Origin of the sequence: Leisingera thetidis (assembly GCF_025857195.1) — a bacterium.
Classification (GTDB): domain Bacteria; phylum Pseudomonadota; class Alphaproteobacteria; order Rhodobacterales; family Rhodobacteraceae; genus Leisingera; species Leisingera thetidis.
In genome coordinates, this window is sequence record NZ_CP109788.1 from 60,704 (window position 1) to 75,450 (window position 14,747).

At 65.3% G+C, this 14,747-nt stretch carries 14 protein-coding genes; all 14 read left to right on the top strand.

From position 1 onward, the window contains the following. The first annotated feature begins 184 nt into the window (after positions 1-184). Positions 185-1,459, top strand: a complete 1,275-nt coding sequence (locus OKQ63_RS21365) for a flavin-containing monooxygenase (RefSeq protein ID WP_264214157.1) — start codon at positions 185-187, stop codon at positions 1,457-1,459. A 63-nt stretch (positions 1,460-1,522) separates the two neighbouring features. Then, positions 1,523-1,939: a RidA family protein gene (locus tag OKQ63_RS21370; RefSeq protein ID WP_264214158.1), complete on the top strand. Its 417-nt coding sequence runs from the start codon at positions 1,523-1,525 to the stop codon at positions 1,937-1,939. 115 nt (positions 1,940-2,054) lie between these two features. Then, positions 2,055-2,729 (top strand): DUF1028 domain-containing protein, encoded by a 675-nt coding sequence (locus tag OKQ63_RS21375; protein WP_264214159.1) that lies wholly within the window; start codon positions 2,055-2,057, stop codon positions 2,727-2,729. Positions 2,730-2,755: 26 nt separating this feature from the next. Next, on the top strand, positions 2,756-4,252 hold the full coding sequence (locus tag OKQ63_RS21380; RefSeq protein ID WP_264214160.1) for an aldehyde dehydrogenase: 1,497 nt from the start codon (positions 2,756-2,758) through the stop codon (positions 4,250-4,252). Between the two features lie 27 nt (positions 4,253-4,279). Further along, a complete protein-coding gene (locus OKQ63_RS21385) occupies positions 4,280-5,242 on the top strand; it encodes a LysR substrate-binding domain-containing protein (RefSeq protein ID WP_264214161.1) in 963 nt (320 codons plus the stop codon). An 81-nt stretch (positions 5,243-5,323) separates the two neighbouring features. After that, positions 5,324-7,393 (top strand): oxidoreductase, encoded by a 2,070-nt coding sequence (locus OKQ63_RS21390; RefSeq protein ID WP_264214162.1) that lies wholly within the window; start codon positions 5,324-5,326, stop codon positions 7,391-7,393. 11 nt (positions 7,394-7,404) lie between these two features. Further along, positions 7,405-7,611: a dodecin gene (locus OKQ63_RS21395; RefSeq protein WP_264214163.1), complete on the top strand. Its 207-nt coding sequence runs from the start codon at positions 7,405-7,407 to the stop codon at positions 7,609-7,611. Further along, the gene (gene argE / locus OKQ63_RS21400; protein ID WP_264214164.1) at positions 7,604-8,755 is read left to right on the top strand and encodes an acetylornithine deacetylase; all 1,152 of its coding nucleotides are present in this window, start codon (positions 7,604-7,606) and stop codon (positions 8,753-8,755) included. The genes OKQ63_RS21395 and argE overlap by 8 nt, the downstream gene beginning before the upstream one ends. A gap of 12 nt (positions 8,756-8,767) precedes the next feature. Further along, positions 8,768-9,148 (top strand): cupin domain-containing protein, encoded by a 381-nt coding sequence (locus OKQ63_RS21405; protein WP_264214165.1) that lies wholly within the window; start codon positions 8,768-8,770, stop codon positions 9,146-9,148. A gap of 456 nt (positions 9,149-9,604) precedes the next feature. Continuing rightward, positions 9,605-10,735, top strand: a complete 1,131-nt coding sequence (locus OKQ63_RS21410) for an ABC transporter ATP-binding protein (RefSeq protein WP_264214166.1) — start codon at positions 9,605-9,607, stop codon at positions 10,733-10,735. Next, positions 10,735-11,664 carry an ABC transporter permease gene (locus tag OKQ63_RS21415; protein ID WP_264214167.1) on the top strand — a complete coding sequence of 310 codons (930 nt, stop codon included), beginning with the start codon at positions 10,735-10,737 and terminating at the stop codon, positions 11,662-11,664. Before OKQ63_RS21410 ends, OKQ63_RS21415 begins: the two co-directional genes overlap by 1 nt. Positions 11,665-11,667: 3 nt before the next feature. Beyond that, positions 11,668-12,477: an ABC transporter permease gene (locus OKQ63_RS21420; RefSeq protein ID WP_264214168.1), complete on the top strand. Its 810-nt coding sequence runs from the start codon at positions 11,668-11,670 to the stop codon at positions 12,475-12,477. A 20-nt stretch (positions 12,478-12,497) separates the two neighbouring features. Next, positions 12,498-13,535 (top strand): extracellular solute-binding protein, encoded by a 1,038-nt coding sequence (locus OKQ63_RS21425; RefSeq protein ID WP_264214169.1) that lies wholly within the window; start codon positions 12,498-12,500, stop codon positions 13,533-13,535. 269 nt (positions 13,536-13,804) lie between these two features. Then, complete coding sequence (locus OKQ63_RS21430) at positions 13,805-14,707, top strand: complex I NDUFA9 subunit family protein (RefSeq protein ID WP_264214170.1); 903 nt, start codon at positions 13,805-13,807, stop codon at positions 14,705-14,707. Positions 14,708-14,747 lie beyond the last annotated feature (40 nt).

Genomic DNA, 14,747 nt, shown 5'->3' on the forward strand with positions numbered 1-14,747 from the left:
GGCTTTTCATTTGCGGGCGGCCTCGATCCAAGCCGCTGCGATTAAAGCGGAACACCCTGCTTAGCCGCACTCGAAGCAGGGGTAAGCCATAGATTTCTTTTTCATGACCCGGCGATGTGGAATTCCTGTTGGGGAAGACCGGCAGGGGGCAGCCCTTGCCGCAGTGTCAGGAGAGGGTTTGGAGATGGCGATTGAAAAAGTAGACACGCTGGTTGTCGGTGCGGGCCAGGCGGGCGTCGCCATGAGCGAGCATCTGAGCAGCAAAGGCGTGCCGCATCTGGTGCTGGAAAAGAACCGCATCGCCGAGGCCTGGCGCACCGGGCGCTGGGATTCCCTGGTCGCCAACGGCCCGGCCTGGCACGACCGCTTTCCGAACCTGGAGTTCACCGGCACCGATCCCGAGGCCTTTGCCGGCAAGGACCGGGTGGCGGATTACTTTGCCGAATATGCCGAGCGCATCCAGGCGCCGGTCCGCACCGGCGTCGAGGTGCTGAAGGCCGAGCGCCTCAATGGCAGCGGCGGCTTCCGGGTCGAGACCTCGGACGGGGTGATCGAGGCGCAGCGCATCGTCGCCGCCACCGGCGCCTTCCAGCATCCGGTGATCCCGCCGGTGGTGCCGGAGAGCGCGGCGGTGAACCAGCTGCATTCCTTCCACTACCGCAACCCCGATCAGCTGCCCGAGGGGGCGGTGCTGGTGGTGGGGGCAGGCTCCTCGGGCGCGCAGATCGCCGATGAGCTGAACCGGGCGGGCCGCAAGGTCTACCTGTCGGTGGGGCCGCACGACCGGCCGCCGCGGATGTACCGGGGCCGCGATTTTGTCTGGTGGCTGGGGGTCTTGGGCCTGTGGGACCAGGCGGCGATGGAGCCGGGCAAGGAGCATGTGACGATCTCCGTCAGCGGCGCCTATGGCGGCCAGACCATGGACTTCCGCCGCTTGGGCGGCGAGGGCGTGACCCTGCTGGGGCTGACCGAGTCCTATGAGGACGGGGTGCTGAATTTTGCCGGCGACCTGCAGGACAACATCGCCAGCGGCGACGCCGATTACCTGAAGATGCTGGATCTGGCCGATGCCTATGTGGCGCGCACCGGGATTGACCTGCCGCAGGAGCCGCAGGCGCGCGAAGCCTTCCCGGACCCGGAAAGCCTGACCCATCCGGTGCGGGCGCTGGATCTGGCCGAGGCCGGGATCACCACCATCCTCTGGGCCACCGGCTTCCGCCAGGATTTCAGCTGGATGCAGGTCGATGCCTTTGACGCGCAGGGCCGTCCGCAGCATCAGCGCGGGGTGTCGGTGGAGCCGGGGATCTATTTCCTGGGCCTGCCCTGGCAGTCGCGCCGCGGCTCGACCTTTATCTGGGGGGTCTGGCATGATGCCAGGCATGTGGCCGATCAGATCGCCATCCAGCGCGACTATGAGGCCTACCGCGGCCCGGCCGGGCGCCGCGCGGACCAGGCCTGAACCCTTGCACCGCCGGGCCATCCTGCCCGGCGGCCCGCCATCCCGCCATGCCAGGAGGACACCATGGCCCATACCCGTATCCGAAAATTCAATACTTCTGACACCTATCCGGAACAGAACCTGGACAATGACCTGTGCCAGGCGGTGGTGACCACCGGCGGCAAAACCGTTTACCTGCGCGGCCAGTGCCCGCAGAACCTGGATGATGCGAAGAACATCGAGAGCCACGACCCGGTGGAGCAGACCCATAAGGTGATGCAGAACATCAAGCAGCTGATCGAGGAGGCCGGCGGCTCGATGCAGCATCTGGTCAAGGTGGTGGTCTATATCACCGATGTGCGCCACCGCGAGGCGGTCTACCGCACCATGGGCGAATACATCAAAGGCGTGCATCCGGTGTCCACCGGGCTGGTGGTGCAGGCATTGGCGCGGCCGGAGTGGCTGGTGGAGATCGACGGCACCGCTGTCATTCCGGACTGAGCGCGGGGTTGAGGGCGGGAACGAGGGGGCTGTCTGCCCCCTCGCGCTTCCCCGAGGATATTTACAGCCAGAAGAAGGACGATCCGTCTCTGGTGGCTGGTGAGGAGGAAATACGATGACATTTTCGCTTGTGGCGCGCTGTGCGCAGACCGGCATGTTCGGGGTGGCGATTTCGTCCTCTTCGCCGGCGGTGGCGGCGCGCTGTTCCTTTGCGCGCGCCGGCGTCGGCGCGGTGGCGAGCCAGAACGTGACCGACCCCAGCCTTGGGCCCCTGGCGCTGGATCTGATGGAGCAGGGCATGACCGCCGCCGCCGCGGTGGCCAAGGTGCGCGAGATCGGGCGGTTCATCGACTACCGGCAGGTGCTGGCGGTGGACAGCATCGGCGGCACCGCCATTCATTCGGGGCCGAATTCTCTGGGGATCTGGACCCAGGCGGAAGGCAAGGATGTGGCCTCGGGCGGCAACTTGCTGGCCAATGACGGGGTGTGCCAGGCGGTTGTGGACGGATTCCAGGCGGCTGAAGGGCATCTGGGCGACCGGCTGATTGCCGCGATGCGCGCCGGGCTGGCGGCGGGCGGCGAGGCCGGGCCGGTGCATTCGGCAGGCATGAAGCTCGTCGACAAGGTGAGCTGGCCGGTGGCGGATCTGCGCTGCGACTGGACCGGGGACTGCCCGATTGAGAACATCGCCGCCGCCTGGGAGATCTACAAGCCGCAGCTGGACGCCTATGTGCAGCGCGCGCTCGACCCGCGGGAGGCGCCGTCCTACGGCGTGCCCGGCGACGAATGAGTGCGGCGGAACAGGGAGGGAAAGAGATGCTGGATTACACCCATGACGACTGGAAGAGCCGCGCCGCGGCGCTGACGTTCCGCAGCCGCGCGTTCATTGACGGCAAGTTCACCGATGCGGCGTCAGGCAGAACTTTTGCCAGCGTGAACCCGGCGACGGGGGAGGTGCTGGCCGAGGTCGCCGAATGCGATGCCGGGGATGTGGACCGCGCGGTGGCGGCCGGGCGCCGGGCGTTCGAGGACGGGCGCTGGTCGCGGATGGCGCCGGGGGACCGCAAGGCGGTGCTGCTGCGGCTGGCCGGCCTGATCCGCGCCAATCTGGAGGAGATGGCGCTGCTGGACAGCTTGGACATGGGCAAGCTGGTGACCGATGCGGCGACGGTGGATGCGCCCGGCTCGGCGCATTTTTTCCAGTGGTACGGCGAGGCCATCGACAAGATCTATGACGAGGTGGCGCCGACCGGGCCGGGCGATCTGGCGCTGGTCTCCCGCGTGCCTTTGGGGGTGGTGGGGGCGGTGACGCCCTGGAATTTCCCGCTCGACATGGCGACCTGGAAGGCGGCGGCAGCACTGGCGGCGGGCAATTCGGTGGTGCTGAAACCGGCGGAGCAATCGCCCTTGTCTGCCCTGCGGCTGGCGGAGCTGGCGGCGGAAGCCGGGGTTCCGGACGGGGTCTTCAACGTGGTGCCGGGCTATGGCGCCACCGCGGGCAAGGCGCTGGGGCTGCATATGGATGTGGATTGCCTTGCCTTCACCGGATCGACCGCCATCGGCAAGATGTTCATGCAGTATTCCGGCCAGTCGAACCTGAAACAGGTCTGGCCCGAGACCGGCGGCAAGTCCCCCAATCTGGTGTTTGCCGACTGCGGCGATCTGGACGCCGCCGCCGACATGGCTGCCTTCGGCATCTTCTTCAATCAGGGCGAGGTGTGTTCGGCCAACTCGCGGCTTTACGTCGAACGCTCCATCCAGCAGGAATTTGTCGAAAAGCTGATTGCCCGCGCCGCGGCCACCCAGCCGGGCGATCCGCTGGATCCGGCCTCGAAAATGGGCGCCATCGTCGATGAGAAACAGACCGAGGGCATCATGCGCTGTGTCGAGGCGGGCAAGGCCTCGGCCAATCTGGTGGCGGGCGGCGCGCGCGTCACGGTGAACGGCAAGGGCTGTTTCGTGCAGCCGACGATCTTTGATGACGTCAGCCATGAAGATCCGCTGGCGCGGGATGAGATATTCGGCCCCGTCCTGTCGGTGATCCCGTTCGACCGCGAGGAAGAGGCGGTGGCGATGGCCAATGACTCGATCTATGGGCTGGCCGCATCCGTCTGGACCGATAACCTCAGCCGCGCCTGCCGGGTGGCGGAGCGGCTGCAGGTCGGCACGGTGTCGGTCAATACGGTCGATGCGCTGTCGGCGCAGACACCGTTCGGCGGCATGAAGCAATCCGGGTTCGGAAGGGATCTGTCCTTGCACTCGCTGGAGAAGTACACTGCTCTGAAGACCACCTGGATCAAGTACAAGACCTGATCCCAGCCATTCCGGGAGAGCCTGCCTTTGCCAGTCAGATACACGCTGCGCCAGCTGGAGTATTTTGTGGCCGTGGGGGAGGCGGGTTCGATCGCGCTGGCCTCGGAAAAGGTGAACGTGTCGTCGCCGTCGATCTCGGCGGCGATTGCGCAGCTGGAGCAGGAATTCGCCCTGCCGCTGTTCGTGCGCCAGCATGCGCAAGGGCTGGCGCTGACCCAGGCGGGGCGGGTGATGCTGGAACAGGCCCGCACCGTGCTGCGCGAGGCCGAGCGGATGAGGGATATTGCCGGCGATATCTCCGGCCAGGTGCGCGGGCCGCTGGCGATCGGCTGCCTGTTGACCTTTGCCCAGGTGGTGCTGCCTGCGGTGCGGCGCGGGTTCGAGGACCGCTACAAGGACGTTCAGGTGCGCCAGATCGAGCTGGATCAGGCCGCGGTCTTCAGCGGCATCCGGCGGGCGGAGCTGGACATTGCGCTGACCTACAATCTGGATATCCCGGCGGATCTGCGGTTCATCACCCTGGCGGAGCTGCCGCCTTATGCGCTGGTCAGCGAGGGGCATCCGCTGGCGGATCGGGCGGAGGTCACGGTGCAAGAGCTGCGCGAGCATCCGATGGTGCTGCTGGACCTGCCGTTCAGTGCCGAATACTTCCTGTCGTTCTTCCATGAGGCCGGGATCAAGCCCAACGTGGCCGAGCGCACCCGCGACATGGCGGTGATGCGCAGCCTGGTGGCCAATGGATACGGCTATTCGATCGCCAATATCCGTCCGGTCAACGACCAGTCCCCCGACGGCAAGACGCTGAAGTTCATCCCGCTGAAGGGCGATCTGCGGCCGATGCGGATGGGCCTGCTGATGGCGCCGGATTCGGAGAATTCGATCACCATCCGGTCGTTTGTGGAGCATTGCGCGGAGCTGGTGAAGGACGGTGCGCTGCCGGGCTTGAACGCCGCGCCGCAAGGGCAGGCCAGCGGCTTAGCGGCAGGCTAATCAATGCTTCCGCAAGCTGACCTTTAGCGTCGCGCCCAGTGCTGTACCCTTTGGAGGCTCTTGCACCAAAGGAGATGGAAATTGCGCGATCCCCGCTATGACATTCTGTTCGAGCCGATGAAGATCGGCCCGCTCACCGCCAAGAACCGGTTTTACCAGGTGCCGCATTGCAACGGCGGCGGCTACCGCGACCCCTCTGCCGCGGCAGAGATGCGCGGCATCAAGGCCGAAGGCGGCTGGGGCGTGATCTTCACCGAACAGTGCGAGATGCATCACACCTCGGAAATCACCCCCTTCATCGAGCTGCGCCTGTGGGAGGACAAGGATATCCCGCAGCTGCGCCGGATGTCGGAGAAGATGAAGACCCACGGCGCGCTGGCGGGCATCCAGCTGGCCTATTCCGGGATCAACGGCCCGAACCTCTATTCCAAGGAGGTGCCGCTGGCGCCCTCCGCCCTGCCGATCCGCACCTTCACCAATGACCCGGTGCAGGCCCGCGCGCTGGACAAGCAGGACATCAGGGATCTGCGCCGCTGGTTCGTGAATGCGGCGAAACGCTCCAAGGAGGCGGGTTTTGACCTGATTTGCCTTTACGGCGCGCATGGCTTCGGGATCTTCCAGCACTTCCTGAGCCGGGCCACCAACCAGCGGTCGGACGAGTACGGCGGCAGCTTGGAGAACCGCGCCCGGTTCAGCCAGGAGGTGATTGCCGACATGCGCGATGCGGTGGGGGACACCATGGCGATCACGCTGCGGGTCAGCTTGGACGAAACCATCGGCGAGCTGGGTTTTTCCAACGCCGAGGTGCGCGATTATATCGAGATGAACAAGGACCTGCCGGACCTGTGGGACCTGGCGCAGGGGACGTGGGAAGACTGCTCCGGCCCTTCACGGTTCAAGGAGGAAGCGGCGCAGGAACAGCTGGTGCGTGGCATTCATGAGCTGACGGAGAAGCCCATCGTGGGTGTCGGCCGCTTCACCAGCCCGGACGTGATGGCGAAGATGGTGAAATCCGGAACGCTGGATTTCATTGGCTGCGCGCGGCCGTCGATTGCCGATCCGTTCCTGCCCAAGAAGATCGAGGAAGGCCGCATCGAGGACATCCGCGAATGCATCGGCTGCAACATCTGCATCACCGGCGACATGACCATGTCGATCAGCCGCTGCACCCAGAACCCGACCTTCATGGAGGAATGGCGCAAGGGCTGGCATCCTGAGAAGATGAACACCAAGGGCGCAAGCTCCAACGTGCTGGTGATCGGCTCCGGCCCTGCCGGGCTGGAAGCGGCCTGGGCGCTGTGCCGCCGCGGCTATGACGTGGCGGTGGCCGAGGCCAAGGACGTGATCGGCGGCCGGGTGACGCGCGAGCGGCAGCTGCCGGGCCTCAATGCCTGGGGCCGCGTCGTGGACTACCGCGACTACCAGCTGAGCCAGCGCCCGAATGTGGAGATCTACCGCGAAAGCCCGCTGGATGCCGGCAGCATCCTGGAGTTCGGGTTCGAGAACATCTGCATCTCCACCGGCTCCACCTGGCGCCGCGACGGGGTCTCCCGCCAGCATGTGGTGCCGATGCCGATTGCCGATGGCGCCAAGGTCTATACCCCCGACGACCTGATGGACGGCACCATTCCCGAGGGCCGGGTGGTGGTCTATGACGACGACCACTACTACATGGGCGGGGTTCTGGCGGAGCTTTTGGCGTCGAAAGGCGCGCAGGTGACGCTGGTCACGCCCTCGGCCTATGTCAGCGACTGGACCAACAACACGCTGGAGCAGGTGGCCATCCACCCGCGGCTGGTCGAGGCCGGTGTGGAAATCGTTCTCAATCAGGGCATTAGTGAAATTCACGCCGGGCATGTGGTCAGCAACTGCACCTATACCGGCCGCACCTGGAATATCGAGGCGGACGCCGTGGTGATGGTCGCCTCGCGCATTGGCAATGATGCCCTTTACCAGAATCTCCTCGCCCGCGAGGCGGAATGGCTGGACGCAGGCATCAAATCGGTCAAACTGATCGGCGATGCGAACGCGCCGGGGCCGATTGCGTGGGCAACTTACGCAGGCCACCGCTATGCGCGCGAGCTGGATGGGCCGGACATTGGCGATGCGCTGCCGTTCCGCCGCGAGATCACCGAGCTGGCCGCAGAGTGAGGAGAAAGATCATGAGTGATTCCATTTACAAGACGGTCGATGTGGTGGGCAGCTCCGCCAGCAGCATCGAGGATGCGGTGAGCGGCGCCATTGCCAAGGCGTCCAAGACCATCGACCACATCAGCTGGTTCGAGGTCGGCGAGATCCGCGGCCATGTCGAGGACGGCAAGGTGGCGCATTACCAGGTCGGGCTCAAGATCGGGTTCCGGCTTGACTGACACGGCCAGGACACTGGAGATCCTGGAGCGGCTGATCGCGTTTGACACGGTCAGCTGCAACTCCAATCTGGACTTGGCCGCCTATGCGGCGGCCGTTCTGGCGGACTGCGGCTTTGCGGTGACGCGGCTGCCGTCGCCGGATGGCTCCAAAACCGGGCTTTATGCCGAAAAAGGCCCGGCGGGGCCGGGGGTGCTGCTGTCGGCGCATACCGATGTGGTGCCGGTGGAGGGGCAGGCCTGGAGCCGCGACCCCTTCCGCCTGACCCGCGGGGAGGGGCGCGTTTACGGGCGCGGCACCACCGACATGAAGGGCTATGTAGCCAGTGTTCTGGCGCTGGCCGGGAGCGCCGCGCAGGCGGAGCTGCGGGAGCCGCTGAAGATTGTCCTCTCTTATGACGAGGAAGTCGGCTGCGTCGGCATTCAGCAGATGCTGGAGCGGCTGGCGCCGCTGCTGGGCAGCCCGCGCGCCTGTTTCGTGGGGGAGCCGACGGACATGCAGGTGGCCATCGGCCACAAGGGCAAGGCGGCGCTGCGCGCCATCTGCCACGGCCAGAGCGGCCATTCGGCGCTGGCGCCCGATTTCACCAACGCGCTGCATCTGGCGGCGGATTTCCTGACCGAACTGCGGGCTTTGCAAGAGGATCTTGCCGCGGGCGGTGCGCAGGACGCGGCCTATGACATCCCCTATACCACCGTGCACGCAGGGAAAATGTCCGGCGGCACCGCGCTCAACATCGTGCCGGACCGGGCCGGGGTGACATTCGAGTACCGCCATCTGGCCGCCGACCGGGCAGAGGACATTCTGGCCCGCATCGAGGCGGCGGCGGAGCGGGTCAGCGCCCGTTATCCGGCACCGGAGGCGCGGATCGAGGTGGAGCAGTACAACGCCTATCCCGGCCTCGACGTGCCGCCGGACAGCCCGGTGGCGGCCTATGCCCGGAAACTCGCCCGCAGCAGCACCTCCACCAAAGTGGCTTTCGGCACCGAGGCCGGGTTCTTTGCCCGGCTGGGCATTCCCACCGTGGTCTGCGGCCCGGGGTCGATGGCGGGGCAGGGGCACAAGCCGGACGAATATCTGGCGCTGGACCAGCTGGCCGCCTGCGGCGCGATGATGGACCGGATCCTGCAGGATCTGACCGGTTGAGGAACACCTGACATGACGATGACAGCCTATCTGCAGACGATGCAGCGTGGAACGCTTGAGAGCTGGGGCAGGCCCGAAGATATCGGCTCCGAAACCGTCGAGGGGTCGCCGCACTGCGCCGGCCGCTTTGATCTTGGCGGCCCGGACGGGACGGTCTTTGGCGGCGTGTACTCCGTGACCAGAGGCAAGTACCGGACCGTCTATGGCTTTCACGAGCACGCAACCCTGTTGGACGGGGTGGTGGCGCTGACCGATGAGACAACCGGCGAAACCGTGGTCTACGGGCCGGGCGACAGTTGGATCATCGCCAAGGGCACACCGGTGCTGTGGGACATCCGCAGTGATACGGCAGACAAGTCTTTTCTGGCTGTGACCACGGACCTGCCGTCGTAATTTTTGTTGCGCAGGCCAGGCCGAGAGCCGGTTTCAAGGATCCGGCCCTCGGCCTGGCAATGCTGCCGGAAATCGTACCGGTTTTGTCAGCTGACACTTTGCCCGGCATGAGCGAAGGCGCCGGCCTGCACCGCGGGCAAAGTGATCCCGCCAGAACCTTCCCGCGTGCCGGAAAACAGCCTGCCGGGAGGCCCGCCGGCCCGATCGTGTCCTGTTGCGCGCGCGTGCCGTGCAGTGTCTGCGGTCCTGCAACCGGGAATGTCCGCATGGGCTTGGCGGCACCGGCACGCCAGCCAAGGATGCGGTTTCCGCAGCACCGCCCAGGGGCGGGCAGAGCAGGCGCGAAGCCTCCCCATGCATCATCTAAGGCATTGCTTTTGCGGGACTATCAAAGATTAGGCAAAGACTAACATTTGCTGAGGGAGTCAATGCTTAAGCAACCCCGCGGTCCTTCCTATGCTGGATCAAACGACACGCGGCAAAGGGGAGGCGCAAGTGCCCGGCAACAAGACAAATGCGATTGATGTGCGCAATGCAGTCAAGCGTTACGGGGACTTCACCGCCCTCAAGCGCATCTCGCTCACCATCGAGGACAATGAGTTCTTCACCCTGCTGGGGCCCTCGGGCTGCGGCAAGACCACGCTTTTGCGGATGATCGCCGGGTTCGAGGATGTGACCGAAGGCGAAATCCTGCTGTTCGGCGACGGGATCGCCAAGCTGCCGCCGCACCAGCGGCCGGTCAACACGGTGTTCCAGAATTACGCGCTGTTCCCGCATATGACGATCCTGGAAAACGTCGCCTTTGGCCTGGAGATGCGCGGCAAGTCCAAATCCGAAGCCCGCACCCGTGCGGGCGAGATGCTGGAGCTGGTCCAGCTGTCGCAGTTCGCTGCCCGCAAGCCGTCGCAGCTCTCCGGCGGCCAGCAGCAGCGTGTGGCGCTGGCGCGTGCGCTGGCGCCGCAACCCAAAGTCCTGCTGCTGGACGAGCCGCTGTCGGCGCTCGACCTGAAGCTGCGCAAGCAGATGCAGCTGGAGCTGAAGCACCTGCAGCGGGAGACCGGGATCACCTTTATTTTTGTCACCCACGACCAGGAGGAAGCGCTGACCATGTCCGACCGCATCGCGGTGATGTCGGCGGGCGCGCTGCAGCAGCTGGGCAGCCCGACCGAGATCTACGAGCGGCCGCGCAACATGTTTGTGGCGGATTTCATCGGTGAAACCAACCTGTTGGAGGTCTCCGTCGATCAGGTCATGAACGGCCGCGCGACCTGCCTTCTGGGCGGCGGCCATGCGCTGACCTGCAATTCGGTCGAGGGCATCGGGACCGGCGCCAAGGTGCATATGTCGGTGCGCCCCGAGCGCCTGTTCATGTCCGACGTGCCGGTCGAGGCCGAGAGCCTCAAGGGCCGGGTCGCCGAGAACATATTCGTGGGCACCGACATCAGCACGCTGGTTGATCTGGCCGAGGGGCCGCAGTTCATCGTGCGGACCTCAAACTCCGAGCGCGGCAACAAGCGGATCTTCGAGCCGGGCAGCGAGATTTTCGTCAACATGGAGCTGGGGGCCGGGCGCCTCCTGATGGACTGATGGCAGCAGGCGCAGCAACCGGCGGCTCGGCCCGCGCAGACACCTACAAGGACGCCCGCGGCTGGCTGCTGCTGCCGTCCTGGGCGGTGCTTGGCATCTTTGTGCTGGGTCCCGTCTGCATGATGCTGGTCTATTCCTTCCTGACCAAGGAATTCCGCGGCGGCGTGATCTGGGAATTCTCCCTCGCCGCCTATGACCAGTTCTTCTTTGACCGCGGGCTGTTCGGGGATGAGCCGCCGAAGCTGGAATGGACCTATATCACCATCTTCTGGCGCTCGATCTGGCAGGCCGGGGCGGCAACGCTGCTGAGCCTTCTGATCGGCTTCCCGACCGCCTATTTCATCGCCACGAGGCCCGAAAACGTGCGCCCGCTTTGGGTGTTCCTGATCACCATTCCCTATTGGGTGAACCTGCTGATCCGCACCGTCAGCATGAAGTTCCTGCTGCGCGACCAGGGCCCGCTGAATGACTTCCTGATCGGCACCGGGCTGATCGATACGCCGATCCACATCGTCAACACCAACTTTGCGGTGCAGCTGGGGCTGTTCTACTCCTACCTGCCGTTCATGGTGCTGCCGGTCTATGCCGCGGTGGAGCGCTACAACTTCTCGCTCTCCGAGGCGGCGGCGGATCTTTACGCCAGCAAATGGACCACCCTGCGCCGCATCGTGCTGCCGGCGGTGAAACCGGGCGTGGTGGCGGGCTGCATCCTGGTGTTCGTGCCGTCGATGGGCTCCTTCCTGGCGCCGGATCTTCTGGGCGGCGCCAAGAATTTCATGATCGGCTCGCTGATCGAGGAGCAGTTCAAAGGCAATGCGGGCAACTGGCCGTTCGGCGCCGCCGCATCAATGGTGCTGCTGACCATGGTGCTGATCATCCTGATGTTCTCGGCCCGCCAGCAGGCCAAAGCAGACAAGGCAGGGGGCTGAGCCATGGCGCATGTGAATGACAATATCAAAACCTACACCGGCTTCCGCGCGATCACCCTGCTGTGCCTGGTGGTGCTCTATGCCCCGCTGGTGATCGTTACCATCTACAGCTTCAACGCGTCCGCTTCGATCACCAACTGGGAGGGGGTCTCCCTGCGCTGGTACGCTGATGTGTTCACCGGCCCGGAAAGCGGCAAGTTCAAGACCGCTGCCTTCAACAGCTTCACCATCGCGATCATGGCGGCGACGGCCAGCACGATGATTGCCACGCTGGCGGCCACGGCGATGGTGCGCGGCGGCAATTTCAAGCTGCGCACGGTGTCTTTCGGTCTGATCAGCCTGCCGCTGATGGTGCCGGAGATCGTGACCGCGGTGGCGACGCTGATCTTCTTCAACGCCATCGGCTTCACCCGCGGCTACCTGACCATCCTGGTGGCGCATATCGCCTTCTGCATCCCCTTTGCCTACCTGCCGATCTCGGCCCGGATGCAGGGGATCGAGGACAGTTTCGAACAGGCGGCGATGGACCTTTACGCCACCCGGCGGCAGGCCTTCACCAAGATCCTGATGCCGCTGATGGCGCCGGGCATCATCTCGGGCTTCCTGCTGGCCTTCATCGTCTCGCTGGACGACTTCATCATCACCAATTTCGTCAAGGGCGCAGGTGTTGAAACCCTGCCCACCGCGATCTTCGGCTCGGTCAAACAGGGCATCAAGCCCAACATCATGGCGATCTCGACCATGCTGCTGAGTGTTTCGGTGGTGATGGTCACCATCAGCTACTTCGTCAGCAAATCCGACACCAATAAATGATCCAACACGGGAGAAACCACATGAAAACCCTGCTGAAATCCAGTGCCGCAGCGCTTGCGCTGAGCCTGGCCGCCAATGCTGCCGCCGCCGAGGGCAAGCTGGTGCTGTACCACTGGTTCGAATACATGCCGCAGGAGCTCTTGGAGAAGTTCACCGCGGAGACCGGCATCGAGGTGACGATGGACACCTATGACTCCAATGAATCGATGCTGGCAACGCTGAAGGCGGGCGGCTTGGGCACCTATGACCTTGCCGTGCCGGGCGATTACATGGTCGAGATCATGGCGGGCGAGGGCCTGTTGGACACCATCGGCGAGGGCGAGCTGGCCAGCAAGGGCAACATCGCGCCGGAATGGGCTGATCCCGGCTTTGATCCGGGCCGGGCGCATTCCATTCCCTATCAGTGGGGCTCCACCGCCTTTGCGGTGAACCGCGATGCCTACGGCGGCGACATCCTGACCACCGGCATCCTGTTCGCGCCGCCGGCGGAGCTGTCGGGAAAGATCAACGTGCTGGACAGCCAGGGCGAGATGATGGCGCTGGGATCGCTGCACATGGGCATTCCGCAATGCAGCCAGGACCGGGAGCAGCTGAAGGCGCTGAACGCCATGCTGCAGGGCGCCAAGCAGCATTGGGCCTCGTTCAACTCCGACACAGCCAAGGAGGTGCTGGTCTCCGGCGACGCCGCGGCGGGGATGATCTATGACGGTTTTGCTGCCAAGGCGCGGGCCGAGGGCGCCAATGTGGAATATGCCTTCCCCAAGGAGGGCTATGTGGTCTGGATGGACAATGTGGTGCTGCTGAAGGACGCGCCGAACCGTGAAAACGCGCTGAAGTTCATGGACTTCCTGCTGCAGCCCGAGAATATCGCGGTGGTCACCAACTATGCCCAGTACAATGCGGGCGTGGCCGGAACCGAGGCCTATCTGGACGCCGAACTGGCCGCCCTGCCGGAGCGCAACCCGCCGGCGGAAGCGGGCGAGGGCGTGTTCATCGAGGTCTGCGACCAGCAGACCCAGGCGGTGTACGACCAGATCTGGACCAACCTCAAGAAGTGACCCGGGAAGCGAGGGGGCTGTTTGCCCCCTCGCGCTCCCCCGAGGATATTGTCAGCCAGATGAATGAAGGATCCTGTCTTCAGGCGGCGTCCGAGGCCGGCCGGTCCGCCATTCCTGCAGCCGGTGGCGCGGGCGGTCTGCCGCGCTAAGTGGTAATGCAGCTATGGGTTGCTTTTGTCCGGGCATCTGCCCGGTCCGGGCGGGCCTGTGGCGGGACGGGGCGGTGCCCTGTCCGCGTCAGTTGCATGCCTTATGCGGGGCAATTCGCCATGAAGACCAGCGGCCAGAATGTGATTGTGCTGGGCGGCACCGGGTTCCTCGGCCAGCGGCTGGTGCGGCGGCTGCAGGAACGCGGCTGCGCTGTCAGCGCCGGGACCCGGTTTGCGGATGCCGCCGCCTCCCGCGGCAGCAGCCGGGGCAGCGGTGTCAGGCTGGTGCAGGTGGACCTGGCCGATGAGGAGTCGCTGGCCCGGGCGCTGGACGGCACCTCTGCCGTGGTCAATTGCATCGGGTTTTATGCCGAGACCCGCCAGCAGAGCTTTCAGGATGTCCATGCCGATGCCGCCCGCAGGGTTGCCCGGCTGGTGCGGGAGCATGAGGGCCAGCGTCTGATCCACATCTCCGGGATCGGTGCCAGCCTGCATTCGCCTTCGGCCTATGTCCGTGCCCGCGCCGAGGGCGAGGCCGCCGTCCGCAGCACCTGTCCCGGTGCCATCGTCCTGCGGCCCAGCGTGATGTTCAGCCGCAGCGGCGCCTTTTTCGGCGACCTGCAAAGACTTGTGGACCGCCTGCCCGTGATCCCGCTGTTCGGCAACGGGCGCACCCGGCTGCAGCCGGTCTGGGCGGGGGATGTGGCCGAAGCGGTCTGCCGGATCCTCGACGGCGCCCGCGCGCGCCGGAAGGTGTTTGAACTGGGCGGGCCGGATGTCCTTGCCTACCGGGACATCCTGCGGCGGCTGGCCGCCCGTTCCGGCCGCAGGCGGCTGCTGCTGCCGGTGCCGTTTGCGCTGTGGCAACTGGGGGCGGCGGTGCTGTCGCCGCTGCCGCGGCCGCCGGTGACCCAGGCGCAGATTGCCCTGATGCGGCATGACAACACGGTTGGCGACGGCATGGCAGGGTTTTCCGATCTCGGGATCGAGCCGCACTCCGCCATCGCCATGGGGCTGGTGTAGCGGCTGGGAGAACCGCTGCGGCAGGCCGGTTGGTTTGGCG

Excerpts from the sequence above, each read along its gene's own strand:
- OKQ63_RS21365 (WP_264214157.1), top strand. The coding sequence starts at position 185 with ATGGCGATTGAAAAAGTAGACACGCTGGTTGTCGGTGCGGGCCAGGCG.
- OKQ63_RS21370 (WP_264214158.1), top strand. The coding sequence starts at position 1,523 with ATGGCCCATACCCGTATCCGAAAATTCAATACTTCTGACACCTATCCG.
- OKQ63_RS21375 (WP_264214159.1), top strand. The coding sequence starts at position 2,055 with ATGACATTTTCGCTTGTGGCGCGCTGTGCGCAGACCGGCATGTTCGGG.
- OKQ63_RS21380 (WP_264214160.1), top strand. The coding sequence starts at position 2,756 with ATGCTGGATTACACCCATGACGACTGGAAGAGCCGCGCCGCGGCGCTG.
- OKQ63_RS21395 (WP_264214163.1), top strand. The coding sequence starts at position 7,405 with ATGAGTGATTCCATTTACAAGACGGTCGATGTGGTGGGCAGCTCCGCC.
- OKQ63_RS21405 (WP_264214165.1), top strand. The coding sequence starts at position 8,768 with ATGACGATGACAGCCTATCTGCAGACGATGCAGCGTGGAACGCTTGAG.
- OKQ63_RS21410 (WP_264214166.1), top strand. The coding sequence starts at position 9,605 with ATGCTGGATCAAACGACACGCGGCAAAGGGGAGGCGCAAGTGCCCGGC.
- OKQ63_RS21415 (WP_264214167.1), top strand. The coding sequence starts at position 10,735 with ATGGCAGCAGGCGCAGCAACCGGCGGCTCGGCCCGCGCAGACACCTAC.
- OKQ63_RS21420 (WP_264214168.1), top strand. The coding sequence starts at position 11,668 with ATGGCGCATGTGAATGACAATATCAAAACCTACACCGGCTTCCGCGCG.
- OKQ63_RS21425 (WP_264214169.1), top strand. The coding sequence starts at position 12,498 with ATGAAAACCCTGCTGAAATCCAGTGCCGCAGCGCTTGCGCTGAGCCTG.
- OKQ63_RS21430 (WP_264214170.1), top strand. The coding sequence starts at position 13,805 with ATGAAGACCAGCGGCCAGAATGTGATTGTGCTGGGCGGCACCGGGTTC.